The sequence below is a fragment of the Pararobbsia silviterrae genome (genome assembly GCF_003628125.1).
GTDB classification, from domain to species: domain Bacteria; phylum Pseudomonadota; class Gammaproteobacteria; order Burkholderiales; family Burkholderiaceae; genus Pararobbsia; species Pararobbsia silviterrae.
This window is the reverse complement of the sequence record NZ_RBZU01000003.1, coordinates 149866-166378: the sequence shown is the minus strand read 5'-3', so window position 1 is coordinate 166378 and position 16513 is coordinate 149866. Positions and strand designations below refer to the sequence as shown.

Here is a 16513-nt window from a genome sequence, read left to right as displayed (position 1 = left end):
CCCCATGCGGCGTGCCGGGTGCGCACGGTTATAATTCGATGGTTTATCCCGGTACGCGCGAACGGGTTTGTCGCGCGAACGCCGCATGTTGTTTGCAAGCGAGAGAAGGTATTCCCCTTGGAAAGCCAGAATAGTCTGAGAAAGCCGATCGGCGGCAGCACGACTTCGTCGAGCGCGGTCATGAAAAGGCTTTGGCCGTATATCAAACCCTTGATCGGGCTCGTCGTGCTCGCGATCCTGACGATGGGCGTCAGCGCGGCCACGGATGCGGGCATTCCGGCCTTGCTCAAGCCGCTGCTCGATCACGGCTTCGGCTCGAAAGGCAGCGACCGCGCGCGCTGGTTCGTGCCGATCGCCGTCATCGGCCTCGCGTTTACGCGCGGCGCCGCGCAATACGGCTCGCAATATCTGCTCGCCTACGTGTCGAACCGGATCCTGCTGCGGCTGCGGCTCGATATGTTCAACCGGATGATCCACACGAGCGCCGCGTTCTTCCATCGCGAAACGGCGAGCACGGTCATCAACGCGATCGTCTTCGAGGTCAATCAGATCCTCAACGTGCTGATCAGCGTGATGGTCACGCTCGTGCGCGACTCGCTGACCGTGCTGTTCCTGCTCGGCTATCTGTTCTATCTGAACTGGCGGCTCACGCTGATCGTCGCGGTGATCCTGCCGGGCATCGGCTGGCTCGTGAGCAAGATCAATCGCCGCCTGCGGCGTCTCGGCACCGAACAGCAGAAGTTGACGAACGAGCTGTCGTACATCGTCGAGGAAACGGTCGGCGGCTACAAGGTCGTCAAGATCCACGGCGGCGAAGCCTACGAGCTATCGCGCTTCGAGGAGATGAGCAAGCGTCTGCGCGGCTATGCGATGCGCATGACGGTGGTCGGCGGCCTCGCTCAGCCGCTCACGCAGTTTTTCGCATCGATTGCGCTCGCGATCGTCATCACGATCGCGGTCGTGCAGTCGGCCCACGATCAGACGACGGTCGGCGGCTTTGTCGCGTTCGTGACGGCGATGCTGCTCGTGATCTCGCCGCTCAAGCATCTGATCGACGTGAACCAGCCGCTGCAGCGCGGCATGACGGCGTGCGAGCTGATCTTCGGCCTGATCGACGAGGAATGCGAACCGGCCGGCGGCGACACGCCGCTCGACCGCGCGCTCGGCAAGGTCGAGTTCGAGCGCGTCGCGTTCCGGTTCCCGACGTCGGAGCGCCCGGTGCTCGACGACATCAATCTGGTCATGCGGCCCGGCGAGATGATCGCGCTCGCGGGTCCGTCGGGCAGCGGGAAGACGACGCTCGTGAATCTGCTGCCGCGCTTCTTCGATCCGACCGCGGGCCGCATCCTCGTCGACGGCGTGCCGATCGACCAGTACGTGCTCGCCGATCTGCGCAAGCAGATCGCGTTCGTGAGTCAGGACGTCGTGCTGTTCAACGATTCGATCGCCGCGAACGTCGCCTACGGGCAGACGATCGATCGCGCGCGCGTCGAGGCGGCCCTCGCCGCGGCGAACCTGACCGATGCGGTCGCGCTGATGCCGCAAGGGCTCGATACGCGCGTCGGCGACAACGGCATGCGTTTGTCGGGCGGCCAGCGTCAGCGTCTGGCGATCGCGCGGGCCGTCTACAAGGACGCGCCGATCCTGATCCTCGACGAGGCGACCTCGGCGCTCGATTCCGAATCGGAACGTCACGTACAGGAAGCGCTCGAGAAGCTGATGGTCGGCCGTACGACGCTGGTCATCGCCCACCGTCTGTCGACGATCGAACGCGCCGACCGCATCGTCGTGCTCGAACACGGCCGCATCGTCGAGCAGGGCAGCCACGCCGAGCTGCTGCTGCATAACGGGCTCTACGCGAACCTGCACCGGATCCAGTATCAGCAGCAGGAAGCGGCCTGAGCAGGGCGGATTGTCGGCGGCCGGCGGTCGACGTCAGACCACGAACACCGCCACCGCGCGATTGAGGTTGACCGCCTGTTCATCGAGCGCATGGGCCGCGGCGGTCGCCTGTTCGACGAGCGCCGCGTTCTGCTGCGTGACTTCGTCCATTTGGGCGACGGCGCTGTTGATCGCGTCGAGGCCCGTGCTCTGTTCGTTCGAGGCCGTCGAGATTTCGTCGATCAACGTCGCGACGTCGCGGACCGACCGCATCATCTGCTCGATCGTGCCGCCCGCCTGACGCACGGTATCGGACCCCGTATCGACTTCGTGCGTCGTGTTGCCGATCAGTATCGCAATCTCCTTCGCGGCATCGGCGCTGCGCCGCGCGAGCGCGCGGACTTCGCTCGCGACGACCGCGAAGCCGCGTCCCGCGCCGCCCGCGCGCGCCGCTTCGACGGCCGCATTGAGCGCGAGCAGATTGGTCTGGAACGCAATCCCCTCGATGACCGACGTGATCGTGCCGATCTTGTGCGAATGCGCGGTCAACGTTTCCATGCGGCTGACCGCTTCGACGACCGCATCGTTGCCGTTGCGCGCCTGGAGCGTCGCGCGTTCGGCGAGCTGGGTGGCCTGCAGTGCATTGTCGGCGTTCTGTTTGACGATCGCGACGATCTGTCCCATGTTCGTCGCGGTGCGTTCGATGTTCGCCGCGTGTTCCTCGGTGCGGGCCGTCAGATCGCGATTGCCCGCCGCGATTTCACCGGCGGCCAGCGCGATCGACTCGGCCGATTGCTTGATCTCGCGCACCATCGTCGTGAGCTTGTCGCGCATGAGCTTCATGTCGTAGACGACGCTCGACTGATCGCCGGCGCGCGTGTGCACCTCGACCGACAGATTCCCATGCGAGATTTCGCGCGCGATGTCCGCGACATAGTCGGGCTCGCCGCCGAGCTGCGTGAACAGCGTGCGGCCGAGCAGCCAGCAGATCCAGGCCGTGAACGAGGCGCCGAGCACGATGCTCGCGCCGACGAACCAGCGCACGCGCGTCGCGGCGCCGCGCGTGAGCGCGTATTCGGCCTGCCCCTGGTCGATCTGAAGTTGCCGGAGTTCGGCGGCTTCCTTCTTGACCTTCAGGGTCTGCGGTTCGACGGTCTTTTCGATCGTCCATTGCGCCTCGGACAGATTACCTGCCGCGAGGAACGCGGCGGCGGGCCCGAGACCGTCTTTCTCGAGCGTTCCGTAGTCCTTCGCGAACTGATCGGCGAGGCGGGCCTCGTCGTCGGACAGCGGGTAGTGGCGATATTGCTCGAACAGCGATGCGATAAGCGGCGCATTGCGGTTCATGAGTTCGGCTGTTGCCTTGGATTTCGCGGCCGACGGGTCGAGCACCGCGTCGCTGATCGCGAACCGGCTTTCGGCGATCAGCTCGTCGATCGACGAAATCCGCTCGATGGCTTTGGCGCGGCCTTCGTAGATTTGTTCAAGCGCCGCATCGGCGCGCGACAGGCCCGATAGCCCGAGCGCCCCGACGACGATCAGCACGAGCGTGGCGACGCCGATGACCCCGTACAGCCGCGCACGGACGGTCCAGTTCCCGTTTGACATGGTGGTCGACCTCTTTTATTTGCATTGCGGGGCATGCCTTGTGAGCACCCCGGCCCCGCTCGCCGTGATAGTAGAGGTCGAAGATGGCAAATTGATTAACGCGCTTATGGAATGCGCGCGCCCCGGTCGGTCGATGGCGTCGATCGGGGCACGAGGTCAGTTCGCGCGGGCGACGTCGATCACGAGCTGGTCGAGCAGCAGGCGCGCGGTCGAGAGGTTCGTCGCGCAGGCGACGTTATGGACGTCGCATGCGCGCACGAGGGCATTGATATCGGGTTCGTGCGGCTGCGGCGTCATGGGGTCGCGCAGGAAGATGACCATCTGCACGCGGCCTTCGGCGAGTTCCGCGCCGATCTGCAGATCGCCGCCATGCGGGCCGGAGAGCTTGCGCTCGACGACGAGCTTCCACTTGTCGATCAGCAGTTGTCCCGTCGTGCCCGTCGCGACGAGGTCGCAGCGCTGGAGCGTCTCGACGTAGCCGCCGGCGAGCGCGACGAGGTCGTCTTTCTTGCGGTCGTGCGCGATCAGCGCGATCCGGTGTTTCATGACCCGTATTCCTTGTTGTGTGTGGGTGATCGAGAGGAGGGGGCGCTAGTACGTGCCCGGATACGCGCCGCCGTCGATAAGCCAGTTCTGGCCCGTGATATAGCCCGCGTGCGCGCTGCACAGAAACGCACACGCCTTGCCGAATTCGTCGGGATGGCCGAAGCGCCGCGCGGGAATGCCTTGCTCGCGCTGCGCGCGAATCTCGTCGATGCCGACCTGGCTCGCGTTCGCGGCCGTGGCGAGCATCTTCGCGATCCGATCGGTGTCGAACGACCCCGGCAGCAGATTGTTGATCGTCACGTTGTGCGCGACATATTTGCGCGCGATGCCGGCCACGAAGCCCGTGAGCCCCGAGCGTGCGCCGTTGGACAGGCCGAGATGACCGATCGGCGCCTTGACCGACGAACTCGTGATGTTGACCACGCGGCCGAAGCGGCGCGCGACCATGCCGTCGATCGTCTGCCGGATCAATTCGATCGGCGTGAGCATGTTCGCGTCGAGCGCCGCGATCCAGGCGTCGCGGTCCCAGTCGTGGAAGTCGCCCGACGGCGGCCCGCCCGCGTTGTTGACGAGGATATCGGGCTCGGGGCAGCGCGCGAGCGCGGCGGCGCGTCCCTCGGGGGTCGTGATGTCGCAGGCGAGCGCATGGACCGTCGCCCCGGTCGCCGCGCGGATCTCATCGGCCGTGCGCTCGACCGTCTCGCGGGTGCGCGCGAGAATCGTGACCTCGACGCCCTCGGCCGCCAGCGCGAGCGCGCTCGCGCGCCCGAGTCCCTTGCTCGACGCACAGACCAGCGCCCGGCGTCCCGCAATTCCCATGTCCATCGTGTTCTCCAGAAGCCTGCTTCGTTTTTCGAGGCGTTTATTTTATGGGGGATCGAAACCGGCGTCGCCTGTTCCGCGGACGCGCCATGCCCGGCCGCGCGCAAATTCGCTACACTTCGCAAACACGCCGCACGGCGGTTGGCCGGTTCGCGGCGAGCCGGCCGCGCGCCGACCCCATCGTTCCGCTTCGCGCCGAAGCCCATCGAACTCACCCGGCCATGACCGCCAGCACAACCGATACGCCCCTGGGCACCCAGTTTGACCCGCGCTTCCCGAATCTGACGATCCTGAATCACCCGCTGATCCAGCACAAGCTCACGCATATGCGCGACAAGAACACGTCGACGCGCACGTTCCGCGATCTCCTGCGCGAGATCACGCTGCTCATGGGCTATGAGATCACGCGGAGCCTGCCGCTGACGACGCGCCCGATCGAGACGCCGCTCGTCGAATACGACGCACCCGTCATCGCGGGCAAGAAGCTCGCGATCGTGCCCGTGCTGCGCGCCGGCATCGGCATGTCCGACGGCCTGCTCGAACTCGTGCCGTCGGCGCGCGTCGGGCATATCGGCGTTTATCGCGACGATACGCACCGTCCCGTCGAATATCTCGTCAAGCTGCCGCCCGATCTCGAGGAGCGCACGTTCATCCTCTGCGATCCGATGGTCGCGACCGGTTACTCGGCCGCGTACGCGGTCGACGTGCTCAAGAAGCGCGGCGTGTCGGGCGACGCGATCCGGTTCCTCGCGCTGGTTGCCGCGCCCGAGGGCGTTCAGGTGTTCCACGATGCGCATCCCGACGTCCAGTTGTTCGTCGCCTCGCTCGATTCGCATCTGAACGAACATGCGTACATCGTGCCGGGTCTCGGCGACGCGGGCGACCGTCTGTTCGGCACGAAGAACTGATCGATGCCGCCGCGCATCGCGCGCGGCGCGGTATGAGGGGCCGCGCGCATCTCAAAGAACCTGCTCGGACGCGCTCAGATCCGGGCCGACCCGAGCGGAAAGGGGCGGCATGCTAAAATCGCGGTCCGGCTGAAACGGCACGCCGCGCGCGCGACGCGCGGTTCGCGGCGGCATGGCCGGCGGCGCGGCGCAAGTGCCGCGCGGGTTCGCGCCGGATAACGCGCCCTGTAACGAAAGCACACTGATATAGCAGCGCACGCGGGATCGCGTGCCACGGAGAGACACTATGGCCGGTCATTCCAAATGGGCCAACATCAAGCATAAGAAAGCCGCCACGGACGCGAAGCGCGGCAAGATCTGGACGCGTCTGATCAAGGAAATCACGGTCGCGGCGCGTCTCGGCGGCGGCGACATCAATGCGAATCCGCGTCTGCGGCTCGCGGCCGACAAGGCAGCCGAGGCGAACATGCCCAAGGACAACGTCCAACGCGCGATCCAGCGCGGCGTGGGCGGTCTCGAAGGCGCGAACTACGAAGAAATCCGCTACGAAGGCTATGGCATCGGCGGCGCGGCGATCATCGTCGACACGATGACCGACAACCGCACGCGCACGGTCGCCGAAGTGCGTCACGCGTTCTCGAAGCATGGCGGCAATATGGGCACCGACGGATCGGTGTCGTTCATGTTCGATCACGTCGGCCAATTCGTGTTTGCGCCGGGCACGTCGGAAGAGGCGCTCATGGACGCCGCGCTCGAAGCGGGCGCGGAGGATGTCTCGACGAGCGACGACGGCAGCATCGAAGTCATCTGCCCGCCGAACGACTTCGAACGCGTGAAGGCCGCGCTCGAGGCCGCGGGCTTCAAGGCGGAACTCGCCGAAGTCACGATGAAGCCGCAAACCGAAGTCACCTTTACGGGTGAGGACGCGGTCAAGATGCAGAAGCTGCTCGACGTGCTCGAGAATCTCGACGACGTCCAGGAAGTGTATACAAACGCGGTGATCGACGAGGCATAGCGCCTCTGCGCCGGCAGCACGGATTTCAAAGTTTCGGGGATTCACATGAAGGTACTGGTGGTCGGTTCGGGCGGGCGCGAACACGCGCTCGCATGGAAGCTCGCGCAATCGCCGCGTGTGCAGATCGTGTACGTCGCGCCGGGCAACGGCGGGACCGCGCTCGACGAGCGCATGCGCAACGTGCCGATAACCGACCTGTCGGCGCTCGCCGACTTCGTCGTCAAGGAAGGCATCGCGTTCACGCTCGTCGGACCCGAGGCGCCGCTCGCGGCGGGCATCGTGAATCTGTTCCGCTCGCGCGGTCTCAAGGTGTTCGGACCGACGCAGGAAGCGGCCCAGCTCGAAAGCTCGAAGGACTTCGCGAAGGCGTTCATGAAGCGCCATGGCATTCCGACGGCCGAGTACGAGACGTTCACCGATGTCGCGGCCGCGCATGCGTATGTCGACAGCAAGGGCGCGCCGATCGTCATCAAGGCCGACGGCCTCGCGGCGGGCAAGGGTGTCGTCGTCGCGATGTCGCTCGACGAAGCGCATGCGGCGATCGATTCGATGCTCGCGGACAACACGCTCGGCGACGCCGGCGCGCGCGTCGTCATCGAGGAATTCCTGAGCGGCGAGGAAGCGAGCTTCATCGTGATGGTCGACGGCAAGCATGTGCTGCCGCTCGCGTCGAGCCAGGACCACAAGCGTCTGCTCGATGCGGACCAGGGGCCGAACACGGGCGGCATGGGCGCGTATTCGCCCGCGCCGATCGTGACGCCGCAACTGCATGCGCGCGTCATGCGCGAGATCATCCAGCCGACGATCCGCGGCATGGAGAAAGAAGGCATCCGCTACACGGGCTTTCTCTATGCGGGTCTCATGATCGACGCGCAAGGCAATCCGAAGACGCTCGAATTCAACTGCCGCATGGGCGATCCCGAGACGCAGCCGATCATGTCGCGGCTCAAGGGCGATTTCTCGAAGGTCGTCGAAGCCGCGATCAGCGGCGAACTCGACGCGGTCGAGCTGAGCTGGGATCGCCGCACGGCGCTCGGCGTCGTGCTGGCCGCGCACGGGTATCCGGAGGCGCCGCGCAAGGGCGACCGGATCTCGGGCATTCCGGCCGAGACCGAAACGTCGGTCACGTTCCATGCGGGCACGACGCTCGACGGCGATACGCTCACGACGACGGGCGGCCGCGTGCTGTGCGTCGTCGGGTTGTCGGATTCGGTGCGCGGCGCGCAATCGGCCGCATACGAAACGATCAACCGGATCGAGTTCGACGGCATGCAGTACCGGCGCGACATCGGGTATCGCGCGCTCAATCGCAAGCACTGACGCGCGCGCGGCCGATCGCGTGTCTGCGAGGACTTGACCTGAAGCAAGCCATGCGTCCGGGCCGCCTGCGATACTGAGGCGGACCGCGCCCCTCGGCGCGGCACTGTTCCGGCGCAGGCCCGGCCGCACGACGCGTGCACGGCGCGAGGCCTTCGACGGGGGCCTCTTTTCGCTGGAAACTGACCTGATGAATGCTTCACTCGATCTGAACGCAGTGCGCGACTATTTGCTCGGATTGCAGACGCGCATCACCGATACCCTGGGCGCGCTCGACGGCACGTCTTTCACGACCGACGCGTGGGAAAAACTGCCGTCCGATCCGCTGCGCGGCAACGGCCGCTCGCAGATCATCGAGGACGGCGCGATCTTCGAGCGCGGCGGCGTCGGTTTTTCGCACGTCAAGGGCGATCGTCTGCCGCCGTCGGCGACGGCCGCGCGGCCCGAACTCGCGGGCCGCGGCTTCGAGGCGCTCGGCGTGTCGCTCGTGCTGCATCCCGTGAATCCGTATTGCCCGACCGTGCATATGAACGTGCGCGTGTTCGTCGCCGTGCATCCGACCGAAGCGCCCGTGTTCTGGTTCGGCGGCGGCATGGACCTGACGCCGTACTACGGCTTCGAGGACGACGCGCGGCATTTCCATACGGTCTGCCGCGACGCGCTCGATCCGTTCGGCATGGACCTGTATCCGCGCTTCAAGACCTGGTGCGACGAATACTTCTTCCTCAAGCATCGGAACGAGCCGCGCGGCATCGGGGGCATTTTCTACGACGACTTCAACGCACTCGGCTTCGAGCAGGGCTTCGCGATGATGCGCAGCGTCGGCGATGCGTTCCTGAGCGCCTATCAGCCGATCGTCGAGCGCCGTCATGCGCATCCGTACGGCGAACGCGAGCGCGCGTTCCAATGCTACCGGCGCGGCCGCTATGTCGAGTTCAATCTCGTGTTCGATCGCGGCACGCTGTTCGGACTCCAGAGCGGCGGCCGCACCGAATCGATCCTGATGTCGATGCCGCCCGTCGCGCATTGGCGTTATGACTGGAAGCCCGAACCGGCTTCGGAAGAGCAGCGGCTGTACACGGACTTTCTCGTGCCGCGGGCCTGGGTCTGATCGTGCAAGGGAACCACGGCGCGCGCACGCGTATCGGCATCCTGGGCGGAACGTTCGATCCGATCCACGACGGCCACCTTGCGCTCGCGCGCCGGTTTGCCGGACTGCTCGCGCTCGACGAGCTCGTGCTCTTGCCCGCGGGCCAGCCGTATCAGAAGGCGGGCGTGTCGAGCGCCGCGCATCGGCTCGCGATGACGCGGCTCGCCGCCGAGCAGCTCACGCTGCCCGGCACGCGTGTGCGTGTGGCGACCGACGAGATCGACCGCGACCGTCCGACGTACACGGTCGATACGCTGGCGCTTTGGCGCGAGCGTATCGGGGCGTCGCCGTCGCTCTGCTATCTGATCGGCGGCGATCAGCTCGTGCGGCTCGACACGTGGCATGAATGGCGGCAATTGTTCGATCATGCACATTTGTGCGCCGAATCGCGGCCCGGATTCGCCGTGCGCGATATCGAATCGGACACGTTGCGCGCCGAGATCGGACGCCGGCTCGCGCCGGCCGACGTGCTCGCGCAATCGCCGCGGGGTCATATACTGATCGACGAGGCGCTCGCGCTCGATATCTCGGCGACCGAGATCCGCGAGCATCTGCGCAGCCGGCTCGCCGCGCAGGACCCCACCTCGGAGCATGTGCCGGCCAATGTCTGGCACTATATCCGGCAACATCACCTTTATCAGTCGTAAACAATGGACATCACCAAGCTGCAGCGCGTCATCATCGACGGTCTCGAAGACGTCAAGGCGCAGGACATCAAGGTCTTCAACACGACCCATCTGACCTCGCTGTTCGATCGCGTGATCGTCGCAAGCGGTACGTCTAACCGCCAGACCAAGGCGCTCGCGAACAGCGTGCGCGAGTTCGTCAAGGAAGCCGGCGGCGAGATCGTGAGCACCGAAGGCGAGGACGTCGGCGAATGGGTGCTCGTCGATTGCGGCGACTGCGTCGTGCATATCATGCAGCCCGCGCTGCGCCAGTACTACAACCTCGAAGAGATCTGGGGCGACAAGCCCGTCAAGGTCAAGCTCAGCACGAGTTCGGCCTTCGGCGGCGCGCGCGTGACGGCCGACGACGATGAAGACGACGGCGACGAGGACGCCGCGCCCGCGCGCAAGACGGGCGCGAAGACCGCCGCGGTCAAGAAGACCGCCGCCAAGAAGACGGCGACCGGCGATGCGTCGGCCAAGCGCGCGCCCGCGAAGAAGACGGCGTCCGGTGCGGCGCCCGCGAAGAAGGTCGCGGCCAAGAAGACTGCCGCGAAGACGGCCGCGCCCCGCAAGACGGCCGCGCGCAAAACGCCCCGTTCGGCGGGCTGATGAAGCTCCACGTGCTTGCGGTCGGGCACAAGATGCCCGACTGGATCGCGAGCGGTTTTGCCGAATACACGAAACGCATGCCGCCCGAGCTGCGCATCGAACTCATCGAAATCAAGCCCGAGCTGCGCTCGGGCGCGCGCACGGCCGAAACGGTCATGGCGATCGAGCGGCAACGCATCGAGGCCGCGTTACCCAAGAAGGCACGGCTCGTCGCGCTCGACGAACACGGCAAGGACTGGACGACGATGCAGCTCGCACAGGCCCTGCCGCGCTGGCAGCAGGACGGTCTCGACGTGGCGTTCGTCATCGGCGGCGCCGACGGCCTCGACCCCGCGATCAAGTCGCGCGCGGACACACTGCTGCGGCTTTCGAGCCTCACGCTGCCGCACGGCATGGTGCGTGTCCTGCTCGCCGAGCAGTTGTATCGTGCGTGGACGATCACGCAGAACCATCCGTATCACCGCGCGTAGTCCGCGCGCCGCCATCCGCGCGCGCACCGATGGGCGCATTCACGCGCCGTACGTTCCGATCCCACACTTTGGCCATCCGATGCAACCGACTCCCGCGCCGTCCGCTTTTATCTATCTCGCCTCGCAAAGTCCACGCCGCCGCGAGTTGCTCGGCCAGATCGGCGTGCGTTTCGAGTTGCTGCTGCCCGACGACCCCGCCGCAGCCGAAGCGCTCGAGGCCGAACGGCCGGGCGAGTCGGCGCGCGACTATGTCGTGCGCGTCTGCGAGGCCAAGGCGTCGGCGGCGTTCGAGCGTCTGCGCGCGAGTCCGCTCGCCAGCGCGCCGATCCTGACCGCCGACACGACCGTCACGGTCGACGGCGCGATCCTCGGCAAGCCGGCCGATGCCGCGCACGCGGCCGATATGCTCGCGCGGCTCGCGGGACGCGAGCATCAGGTGCTGACCGCCGTCGCGGTCGGCGGCACGCACGGCGTGCACGCGGCGTTGTCGATCTCGACCGTGCGTTTCGCGCCGATGCGCGCCGCGCAGATCGACGCCTATGTCGCGAGCGGCGAACCCTTCGGCAAGGCGGGCGCCTACGGCATACAGGGCCGCGCGGCCGAATTCGTGGCGCAAATCGAAGGGTCCTATTCCGGTATCATGGGTTTGCCTTTGTACGAAACGGCCGCGCTATTGCGCGCCGCGCGTGTCGAATTCTGATACCGATCCAGCCCCATAACGAGAACATGAACGAAGACATCCTGATCAACATCACGCCGCAGGAGACCCGGGTTGGAATCGTTCAGCAGGGTGCCGTGCAGGAGCTTCATGTCGAGCGCACGCTCTCGCGCGGACGCGTCGGCAACGTCTATCTCGGCCGGGTCGTGCGCGTGCTGCCCGGCATGCAGTCGGCCTTCATCGACATCGGCCTCGAACGCGCCGCGTTCCTGCACGTCGCGGATATCTGGCATCCGCGCGTGCCCGGCGAATCGCATAACGCACCGTTGCAGCCGATCGAGAAGACCGTCTTCGACGGGCAGACGCTGATGGTCCAGGTCATCAAGGATCCGATCGGTACGAAAGGCGCGCGTCTGTCGACGCAGATCAGCGTGGCGGGCCGCACGCTCGTCTATTTGCCGCAGGAGCCGCATATCGGCATCTCGCAGAAGATCGAGAGCGAGGCCGAGCGCGAAGCGGTCCGCGCGCGCCTGACCTCGGTGCTGCCGCCCGAGGAGAAGGGCGGCTATATCGTGCGTACGATCGCCGAGGACTCGACGAGCGAGGAACTCGCGAACGACGTCGCTTATCTGCGCAAGACATGGGCGACGATCCAGAGCCAGGCCTTGCGCGTGCCCGCGCCGTCGGTGCTCTACGAAGACCTGAATCTCGCGCAGCGCGTGCTGCGCGATTTCGTGAGCGACGAGACGACGAAGGTGCTCGTCGATTCGCGCGAAACCTTTCAGAAGCTCGTCGAGTTCGCGACGCAATTCACGCCGGCGGTCAATCCGAAGCTCCATCACTATGTCGGCGAGCGTCCGTTGTTCGATCTCTACAACATCGAGACCGAGATCGAACGCGCGTTATCGCGTCGTGTCGATCTGAAGTCGGGCGGCTATCTGATGATCGATCAGACCGAGGCGATGACGACGATCGATGTGAACACGGGCGGGTATGTCGGCGCGCGCAACTTCGACGATACGATCTTCAAGACCAATCTCGAAGCCGCGCATACGATTGCGCGCCAGCTCCGGCTGCGCAATCTCGGCGGCATCATCATCATCGACTTTATCGATATGGAGAACGCCGAGCATCGCGATCAGGTGCTGAGCGAGCTCAAGAAGGCGTTGTCGCGCGATCGCACGCGCGTGACGGTCAACGGGTTCTCGCAGCTCGGCCTCGTCGAGATGACGCGCAAGCGCACGCGCGAGTCGCTCGCGCACGTGCTCTGCGAGCCGTGTCCGACGTGCCTGGGCAAGGGCCAGGTCAAGACCCCGCGCACGGTCTGCTACGACGTGCTGCGCGAGATCCTGCGCGAGTCGCGCCAGTTCAATCCGCGCGAATTCCGGGTCGTCGCGTCGCAGACGGTCATCGATTTGTTCCTCGAAGAAGAGTCGCAGCATCTCGCGATGCTCTGCGACTTCATCGGGAAGCCGGTCTCGCTACAGGTTGAGAACAATCTGAGTCAGGAGCAGTACGACATCGTGCTCATGTAACGCGCCGGTCGCGTTGGGCCGATGCGCGGAGCCGTCGAGCGCGAAGATTGAGGCGCAGCGCACCGAGCGTCGCATACGGTGCATCGCGCATGCTTGAAGGGCCGCTCCGTCGCGTTTCGTCACGTTCGGTGTGCGGGGTAAACGTAACGATAGCAGTTGCATTTCGACGCACGTACGCGCGCAAGGCAGCGGATCGGCGTGCATCGATGCGTATGGACTTCGAAGGCGCCGGCCGGCCGACAGCGCCGAAGCGCGCGCCGGGATCGAGACCAGATCGATGGATATCCACATCACGATTGAAGGCCGTCGCGATCTGACGGGGCAACTCTACCGGCAGTTGCGCTCGGGCATCCTCGACGGACGCTTGCCGGCCGGCGAACGGTTGCCGTCGACGCGCGATCTCGCGACGCAACTCGGCGTTTCGCGCAAGACGACGCTCGAAGCCTTCGAACGTCTCGGCGCCGAGGGGTATTTGGTCTCGCGTCCCGGCGACGGGACGTTCGTCGCCGAGGGGCTGATGCGGCTGCCTGCCAAGACCGAACGCGGGCAGTCCGCGCCGTCGACGGCCGATGCTTCGCACGCGCGGCACAAAACCGTGCTGCCGCGCGCGTTGCCGGTCTGGGGCGCGTTCACCGATGCGCGCTCGTTGCCGCGGCCTACCGACGCGCTCGACGCCGATTTCGCGGGCGGCGTGACGGACAAGACGCAATTCCCGTTCGATGCGTGGCGGCGCTGCGTGCATCATGCGTTGCGCATCCAGGCGCGCGGGCGCGGCACCTATCGCGAGGCCGCGGGCGATCCCGATCTGCGGCTCGCGATCGCGCGCTACCTCGCGTATAGCCGCGCAGTCGCGAGCGATCCCGACGGGGTTGTCGTCACTCAGGGCGCGCAGCAGGCGATCGATCTGCTCGCTCGCGTGATGATCCGGCCCGGCGACGTCGTGGCCGTCGAGGATCCCGGCTATCCGCCGGTGCGCTCGTGTTTCGCGGCGCTCGGCGCGCGCGTCGCCGATATTCCCGTCGATGCACAGGGGCTCGTCGTCGCGAAGCTTCCCGACGATGCGCGGATCGTCTACGTGACGCCGTCGCACCAGTTTCCGCTCGGCATGCCGATGAGTCTCGAGCGCCGCGTCGAATTGCTCGAATGGGCGCGGCATCGCGGCGCGTTGATCATCGAGGACGACTACGACGGCGAGTTTCGTTTCGAGGGACGGCCGATGGAACCGCTCAAGAGTCTCGACCGGGCGGGGCTCGTCGCATACGTGGGCACGTTCTCGAAGACGATCTTTCCCGAGCTGCGGATCGGCTATTGCGTGCCGCCCGCGACGCTCGTCGATGCGCTGCTCAAGGTCCGCTTCGTGACCGATCATCACAGTTGCGCGCTCACGCAGAGCGCGCTCGCGCAGTTCATGCTCGGCGGCGATTTCGCCAAGCATCTGCGCCGCATCCACAAGCACTATTCGGCGCGGCGCGAGCGCGTGCTCGCGCATCTGCACGGCGGACTCTCGGCGTGGCTCGATCCGATCGTGCCGGTCGCGGGCATCCACCTTGTCGCGTTGCTCGCGCCGCCGCTCGACGAGGCGCGCGTGATCGGGGCCGCGCGCGAGGCCGGCGTGGGCTTGCACGGGCTCTCGATGTTCTTCAACAAGGCGCCCGCGCGAAACGGGTTCCTGTTCGGTTACGGCGGGGTCGATGCCGATACGATCGATCGAGGTCTCGGCCGGCTTGCGGGCGTGCTGCGCGAGCTGACCGTGTAGGTGGCCGGGCAGGTGATCGGGTAGGGCGCAAAAACAAAACGGCCGCCGGATCTCGAATCCGGCGGCCGTCGTTCAAGCGGTCGCGTCGATGCCGAAGCGGTGTGACTGCATGCGGCGCACGACCCTGTCAGGACGCCCTGGTCATCAGGCCGCGTCATCAGGCCACGTCATCCGGTCAGTTCACCGCCTCAGGCGGCCACCGTCTCCGGCTGATGCTCGTTGATGAAGTCGCGAATCTGCGGATAGATGATGTTGCGCCAGCGGCGGCCCGAGAAGATGCCGTAGTGGCCGCACTTCTCGGCCGTGAAATGACGACGCGAATCGGCCGGAATGCTCGTGCACAGCTCATGCGCCGCGCGCGTCTGGCCGTCGCCCGAGATATCGTCGAGTTCGCCCTCGATCGTGAACAGCGCCGTGGTCTTGATGTCCTGCGGGCGTACGGGCTCGCCCTCGACGACCCATGTGCCTTCGGCGAGCCGGAATTCCTGGAACACGATCCGGATCGTCTCGAGGTAATACTCGGCCGCCATATCGAGCACGGAGTTGTATTCGTCGTAGAAGCGGCGATGCGCATCGGCATCTTCTTCGTCGCCGCGCACGAGATTCTCGTAGAACTCCCAGTGCGCGGTCAGGTGCCGCTCGGGGTTCATCGCGACGAAGCCCGTGTGCTGGAGGAAGCCCGGATAAACCTTGCGGCCGACGCCCGGATAGTTCGACGGCACCGTGTAGATCACGTTGTTCTCGAACCACTCGTACGAGTGCTTCGTCGCGAGCGAGTTGACCGCGGTCGGGCTCTTGCGCGCGTCGATCGGGCCGCCCATCATCGTCATCGTGAGCGGCGTGTCTTCACCGCGGCTCGCGAGCAGCGAAATCGCGGCGAGGACCGGCACGGTCGGCTGGCAGACCGAGATCACGTGGAGGTTCTTCGCGCCGATATGGCGGATGAAGTCCTGGATATACGCGATGTAGTCGTCGAGGTGGAACGCGCCTTCGTCGAACGGCACCATCCGCGCGTCGATCCAGTCGGTGATGTAGACCTTGTGATCCTGGAGCAGCGTGCGGACCGTGTCACGCAGCAGCGTCGCGTGGTGGCCCGAGAGCGGCGCGCAGACGAGCACGACGGGCTCTTCCTTCATGACGCTGACTTCCTTCGCGTCGTCCGAATACCGCTTGAAGCGCATCAGACGGCAGAAGGGCTTTTCGATGATCGTCTGCTCGACGATCGGAATGCTCAGGCCGTCCTTCTCGATGGCCTTGATATCGAATTCGGGCTTTTCATAGTCCTTGCCGAGCCGGTACATGAGCTCGTAGCCCGCGGCGAGGCGCGAGGCGCCCGGCACGTACGCGAGCGGACTCGCGGGATTCACGAACGACTTGGAAGCCGCTTCCGCCCATGCGGTGAACGGGCCCCAGAACGCACGCTGTATTTCGTGTAGTTGGTAAAGCATCGCGCTTCCTGATCTCACCGCCGACCGCCGGACTGGCGTCAGCGTGGTTCAACAAAATCCATGTATTGCACGGGGCGGGCGAGCCTGCCGGCGCTGCATTGCAGCAAAAATCGGACTGGCAT

General features: G+C 65.8%; 15 protein-coding genes. 11 read left to right on the top strand and 4 right to left on the bottom strand.

Annotation, left to right across the window (positions count from 1 at the left end):
• Window positions 1-117: 117 nt before the first annotated feature.
• Window positions 118-1902, top strand: coding sequence for a lipid A export permease/ATP-binding protein MsbA (gene msbA, locus D7S86_RS08925; RefSeq protein WP_121085535.1), 1785 nt, complete (start codon window positions 118-120; stop codon window positions 1900-1902).
• Window positions 1903-1935: 33 nt separating this feature from the next.
• On the opposite strand, the gene D7S86_RS08920 is transcribed toward msbA, so the two are convergent.
• The 3 genes from D7S86_RS08920 to D7S86_RS08910 form a co-directional block, all read right to left on the bottom strand.
• A complete protein-coding gene (locus tag D7S86_RS08920) occupies window positions 1936-3489 on the bottom strand; it encodes a methyl-accepting chemotaxis protein (protein ID WP_121085533.1) in 1554 nt (517 codons plus the stop codon).
• A gap of 156 nt (window positions 3490-3645) precedes the next feature.
• Complete coding sequence (locus D7S86_RS08915) at window positions 3646-4035, bottom strand: methylglyoxal synthase (RefSeq protein ID WP_121085532.1); 390 nt, start codon at window positions 4033-4035, stop codon at window positions 3646-3648.
• Window positions 4036-4080: 45 nt separating this feature from the next.
• Entirely contained in the window at window positions 4081-4860 is a 780-nt protein-coding gene (locus tag D7S86_RS08910; protein WP_121085530.1) for an SDR family oxidoreductase, read from the bottom strand.
• Between the two features lie 218 nt (window positions 4861-5078).
• Between D7S86_RS08910 and upp the strand changes: the two genes are divergently transcribed.
• The 10 genes from upp (at window position 5079) to pdxR (ending at window position 14943) form a co-directional block, all read left to right on the top strand.
• Complete coding sequence (gene upp / locus D7S86_RS08905; RefSeq protein ID WP_121085528.1) at window positions 5079-5765, top strand: uracil phosphoribosyltransferase; 687 nt, start codon at window positions 5079-5081, stop codon at window positions 5763-5765.
• Window positions 5766-6051: 286 nt separating this feature from the next.
• The gene (locus D7S86_RS08900; RefSeq protein ID WP_121085526.1) at window positions 6052-6780 is read left to right on the top strand and encodes a YebC/PmpR family DNA-binding transcriptional regulator; all 729 of its coding nucleotides are present in this window, start codon (window positions 6052-6054) and stop codon (window positions 6778-6780) included.
• Window positions 6781-6825: 45 nt separating this feature from the next.
• Window positions 6826-8100 (top strand): phosphoribosylamine--glycine ligase, encoded by a 1275-nt coding sequence (purD, locus tag D7S86_RS08895; RefSeq protein WP_121085524.1) that lies wholly within the window; start codon window positions 6826-6828, stop codon window positions 8098-8100.
• Between the two features lie 187 nt (window positions 8101-8287).
• Entirely contained in the window at window positions 8288-9208 is a 921-nt protein-coding gene (gene hemF, locus D7S86_RS08890; RefSeq protein WP_420813213.1) for an oxygen-dependent coproporphyrinogen oxidase, read from the top strand.
• Window positions 9205-9894, top strand: coding sequence for a nicotinate-nucleotide adenylyltransferase (locus D7S86_RS08885; protein ID WP_420813220.1), 690 nt, complete (start codon window positions 9205-9207; stop codon window positions 9892-9894). Before hemF ends, D7S86_RS08885 begins: the two co-directional genes overlap by 4 nt.
• A gap of 3 nt (window positions 9895-9897) precedes the next feature.
• Window positions 9898-10524 (top strand): ribosome silencing factor, encoded by a 627-nt coding sequence (gene rsfS, locus D7S86_RS08880; RefSeq protein WP_121085518.1) that lies wholly within the window; start codon window positions 9898-9900, stop codon window positions 10522-10524.
• Window positions 10524-10994, top strand: a complete 471-nt coding sequence (gene rlmH / locus D7S86_RS08875; protein ID WP_121085516.1) for a 23S rRNA (pseudouridine(1915)-N(3))-methyltransferase RlmH — start codon at window positions 10524-10526, stop codon at window positions 10992-10994. The genes rsfS and rlmH overlap by 1 nt, the downstream gene beginning before the upstream one ends.
• Window positions 10995-11073: 79 nt before the next feature.
• Complete coding sequence (locus D7S86_RS08870) at window positions 11074-11694, top strand: Maf family protein (protein ID WP_121085514.1); 621 nt, start codon at window positions 11074-11076, stop codon at window positions 11692-11694.
• Between the two features lie 26 nt (window positions 11695-11720).
• Window positions 11721-13187, top strand: coding sequence for a ribonuclease G (gene rng / locus D7S86_RS08865; RefSeq protein WP_121085512.1), 1467 nt, complete (start codon window positions 11721-11723; stop codon window positions 13185-13187).
• A 277-nt stretch (window positions 13188-13464) separates the two neighbouring features.
• A complete protein-coding gene (gene pdxR / locus D7S86_RS08860) occupies window positions 13465-14943 on the top strand; it encodes a MocR-like pyridoxine biosynthesis transcription factor PdxR (protein ID WP_121085510.1) in 1479 nt (492 codons plus the stop codon).
• 188 nt (window positions 14944-15131) lie between these two features.
• On the opposite strand, the gene D7S86_RS08855 is transcribed toward pdxR, so the two are convergent.
• On the bottom strand, window positions 15132-16391 hold the full coding sequence (locus tag D7S86_RS08855; protein ID WP_121085508.1) for a polyhydroxyalkanoate depolymerase: 1260 nt from the start codon (window positions 16389-16391) through the stop codon (window positions 15132-15134).
• Window positions 16392-16513 lie beyond the last annotated feature (122 nt).

Bases quoted from the DNA above. Each gene is read 5' to 3' on its own strand.
- D7S86_RS08920 (WP_121085533.1), bottom strand. From the start codon at position 3,489: ATGTCAAACGGGAACTGGACCGTCCGTGCGCGGCTGTACGGGGTCATC.
- D7S86_RS08915 (WP_121085532.1), bottom strand. From the start codon at position 4,035: ATGAAACACCGGATCGCGCTGATCGCGCACGACCGCAAGAAAGACGAC.
- D7S86_RS08910 (WP_121085530.1), bottom strand. From the start codon at position 4,860: ATGGACATGGGAATTGCGGGACGCCGGGCGCTGGTCTGTGCGTCGAGC.
- upp (WP_121085528.1), top strand. From the start codon at position 5,079: ATGACCGCCAGCACAACCGATACGCCCCTGGGCACCCAGTTTGACCCG.
- D7S86_RS08900 (WP_121085526.1), top strand. From the start codon at position 6,052: ATGGCCGGTCATTCCAAATGGGCCAACATCAAGCATAAGAAAGCCGCC.
- purD (WP_121085524.1), top strand. From the start codon at position 6,826: ATGAAGGTACTGGTGGTCGGTTCGGGCGGGCGCGAACACGCGCTCGCA.
- hemF (WP_420813213.1), top strand. From the start codon at position 8,288: ATGAATGCTTCACTCGATCTGAACGCAGTGCGCGACTATTTGCTCGGA.
- rsfS (WP_121085518.1), top strand. From the start codon at position 9,898: ATGGACATCACCAAGCTGCAGCGCGTCATCATCGACGGTCTCGAAGAC.
- rlmH (WP_121085516.1), top strand. From the start codon at position 10,524: ATGAAGCTCCACGTGCTTGCGGTCGGGCACAAGATGCCCGACTGGATC.
- D7S86_RS08870 (WP_121085514.1), top strand. From the start codon at position 11,074: ATGCAACCGACTCCCGCGCCGTCCGCTTTTATCTATCTCGCCTCGCAA.
- rng (WP_121085512.1), top strand. From the start codon at position 11,721: ATGAACGAAGACATCCTGATCAACATCACGCCGCAGGAGACCCGGGTT.
- pdxR (WP_121085510.1), top strand. From the start codon at position 13,465: ATGGATATCCACATCACGATTGAAGGCCGTCGCGATCTGACGGGGCAA.
- D7S86_RS08855 (WP_121085508.1), bottom strand. From the start codon at position 16,391: ATGCTTTACCAACTACACGAAATACAGCGTGCGTTCTGGGGCCCGTTC.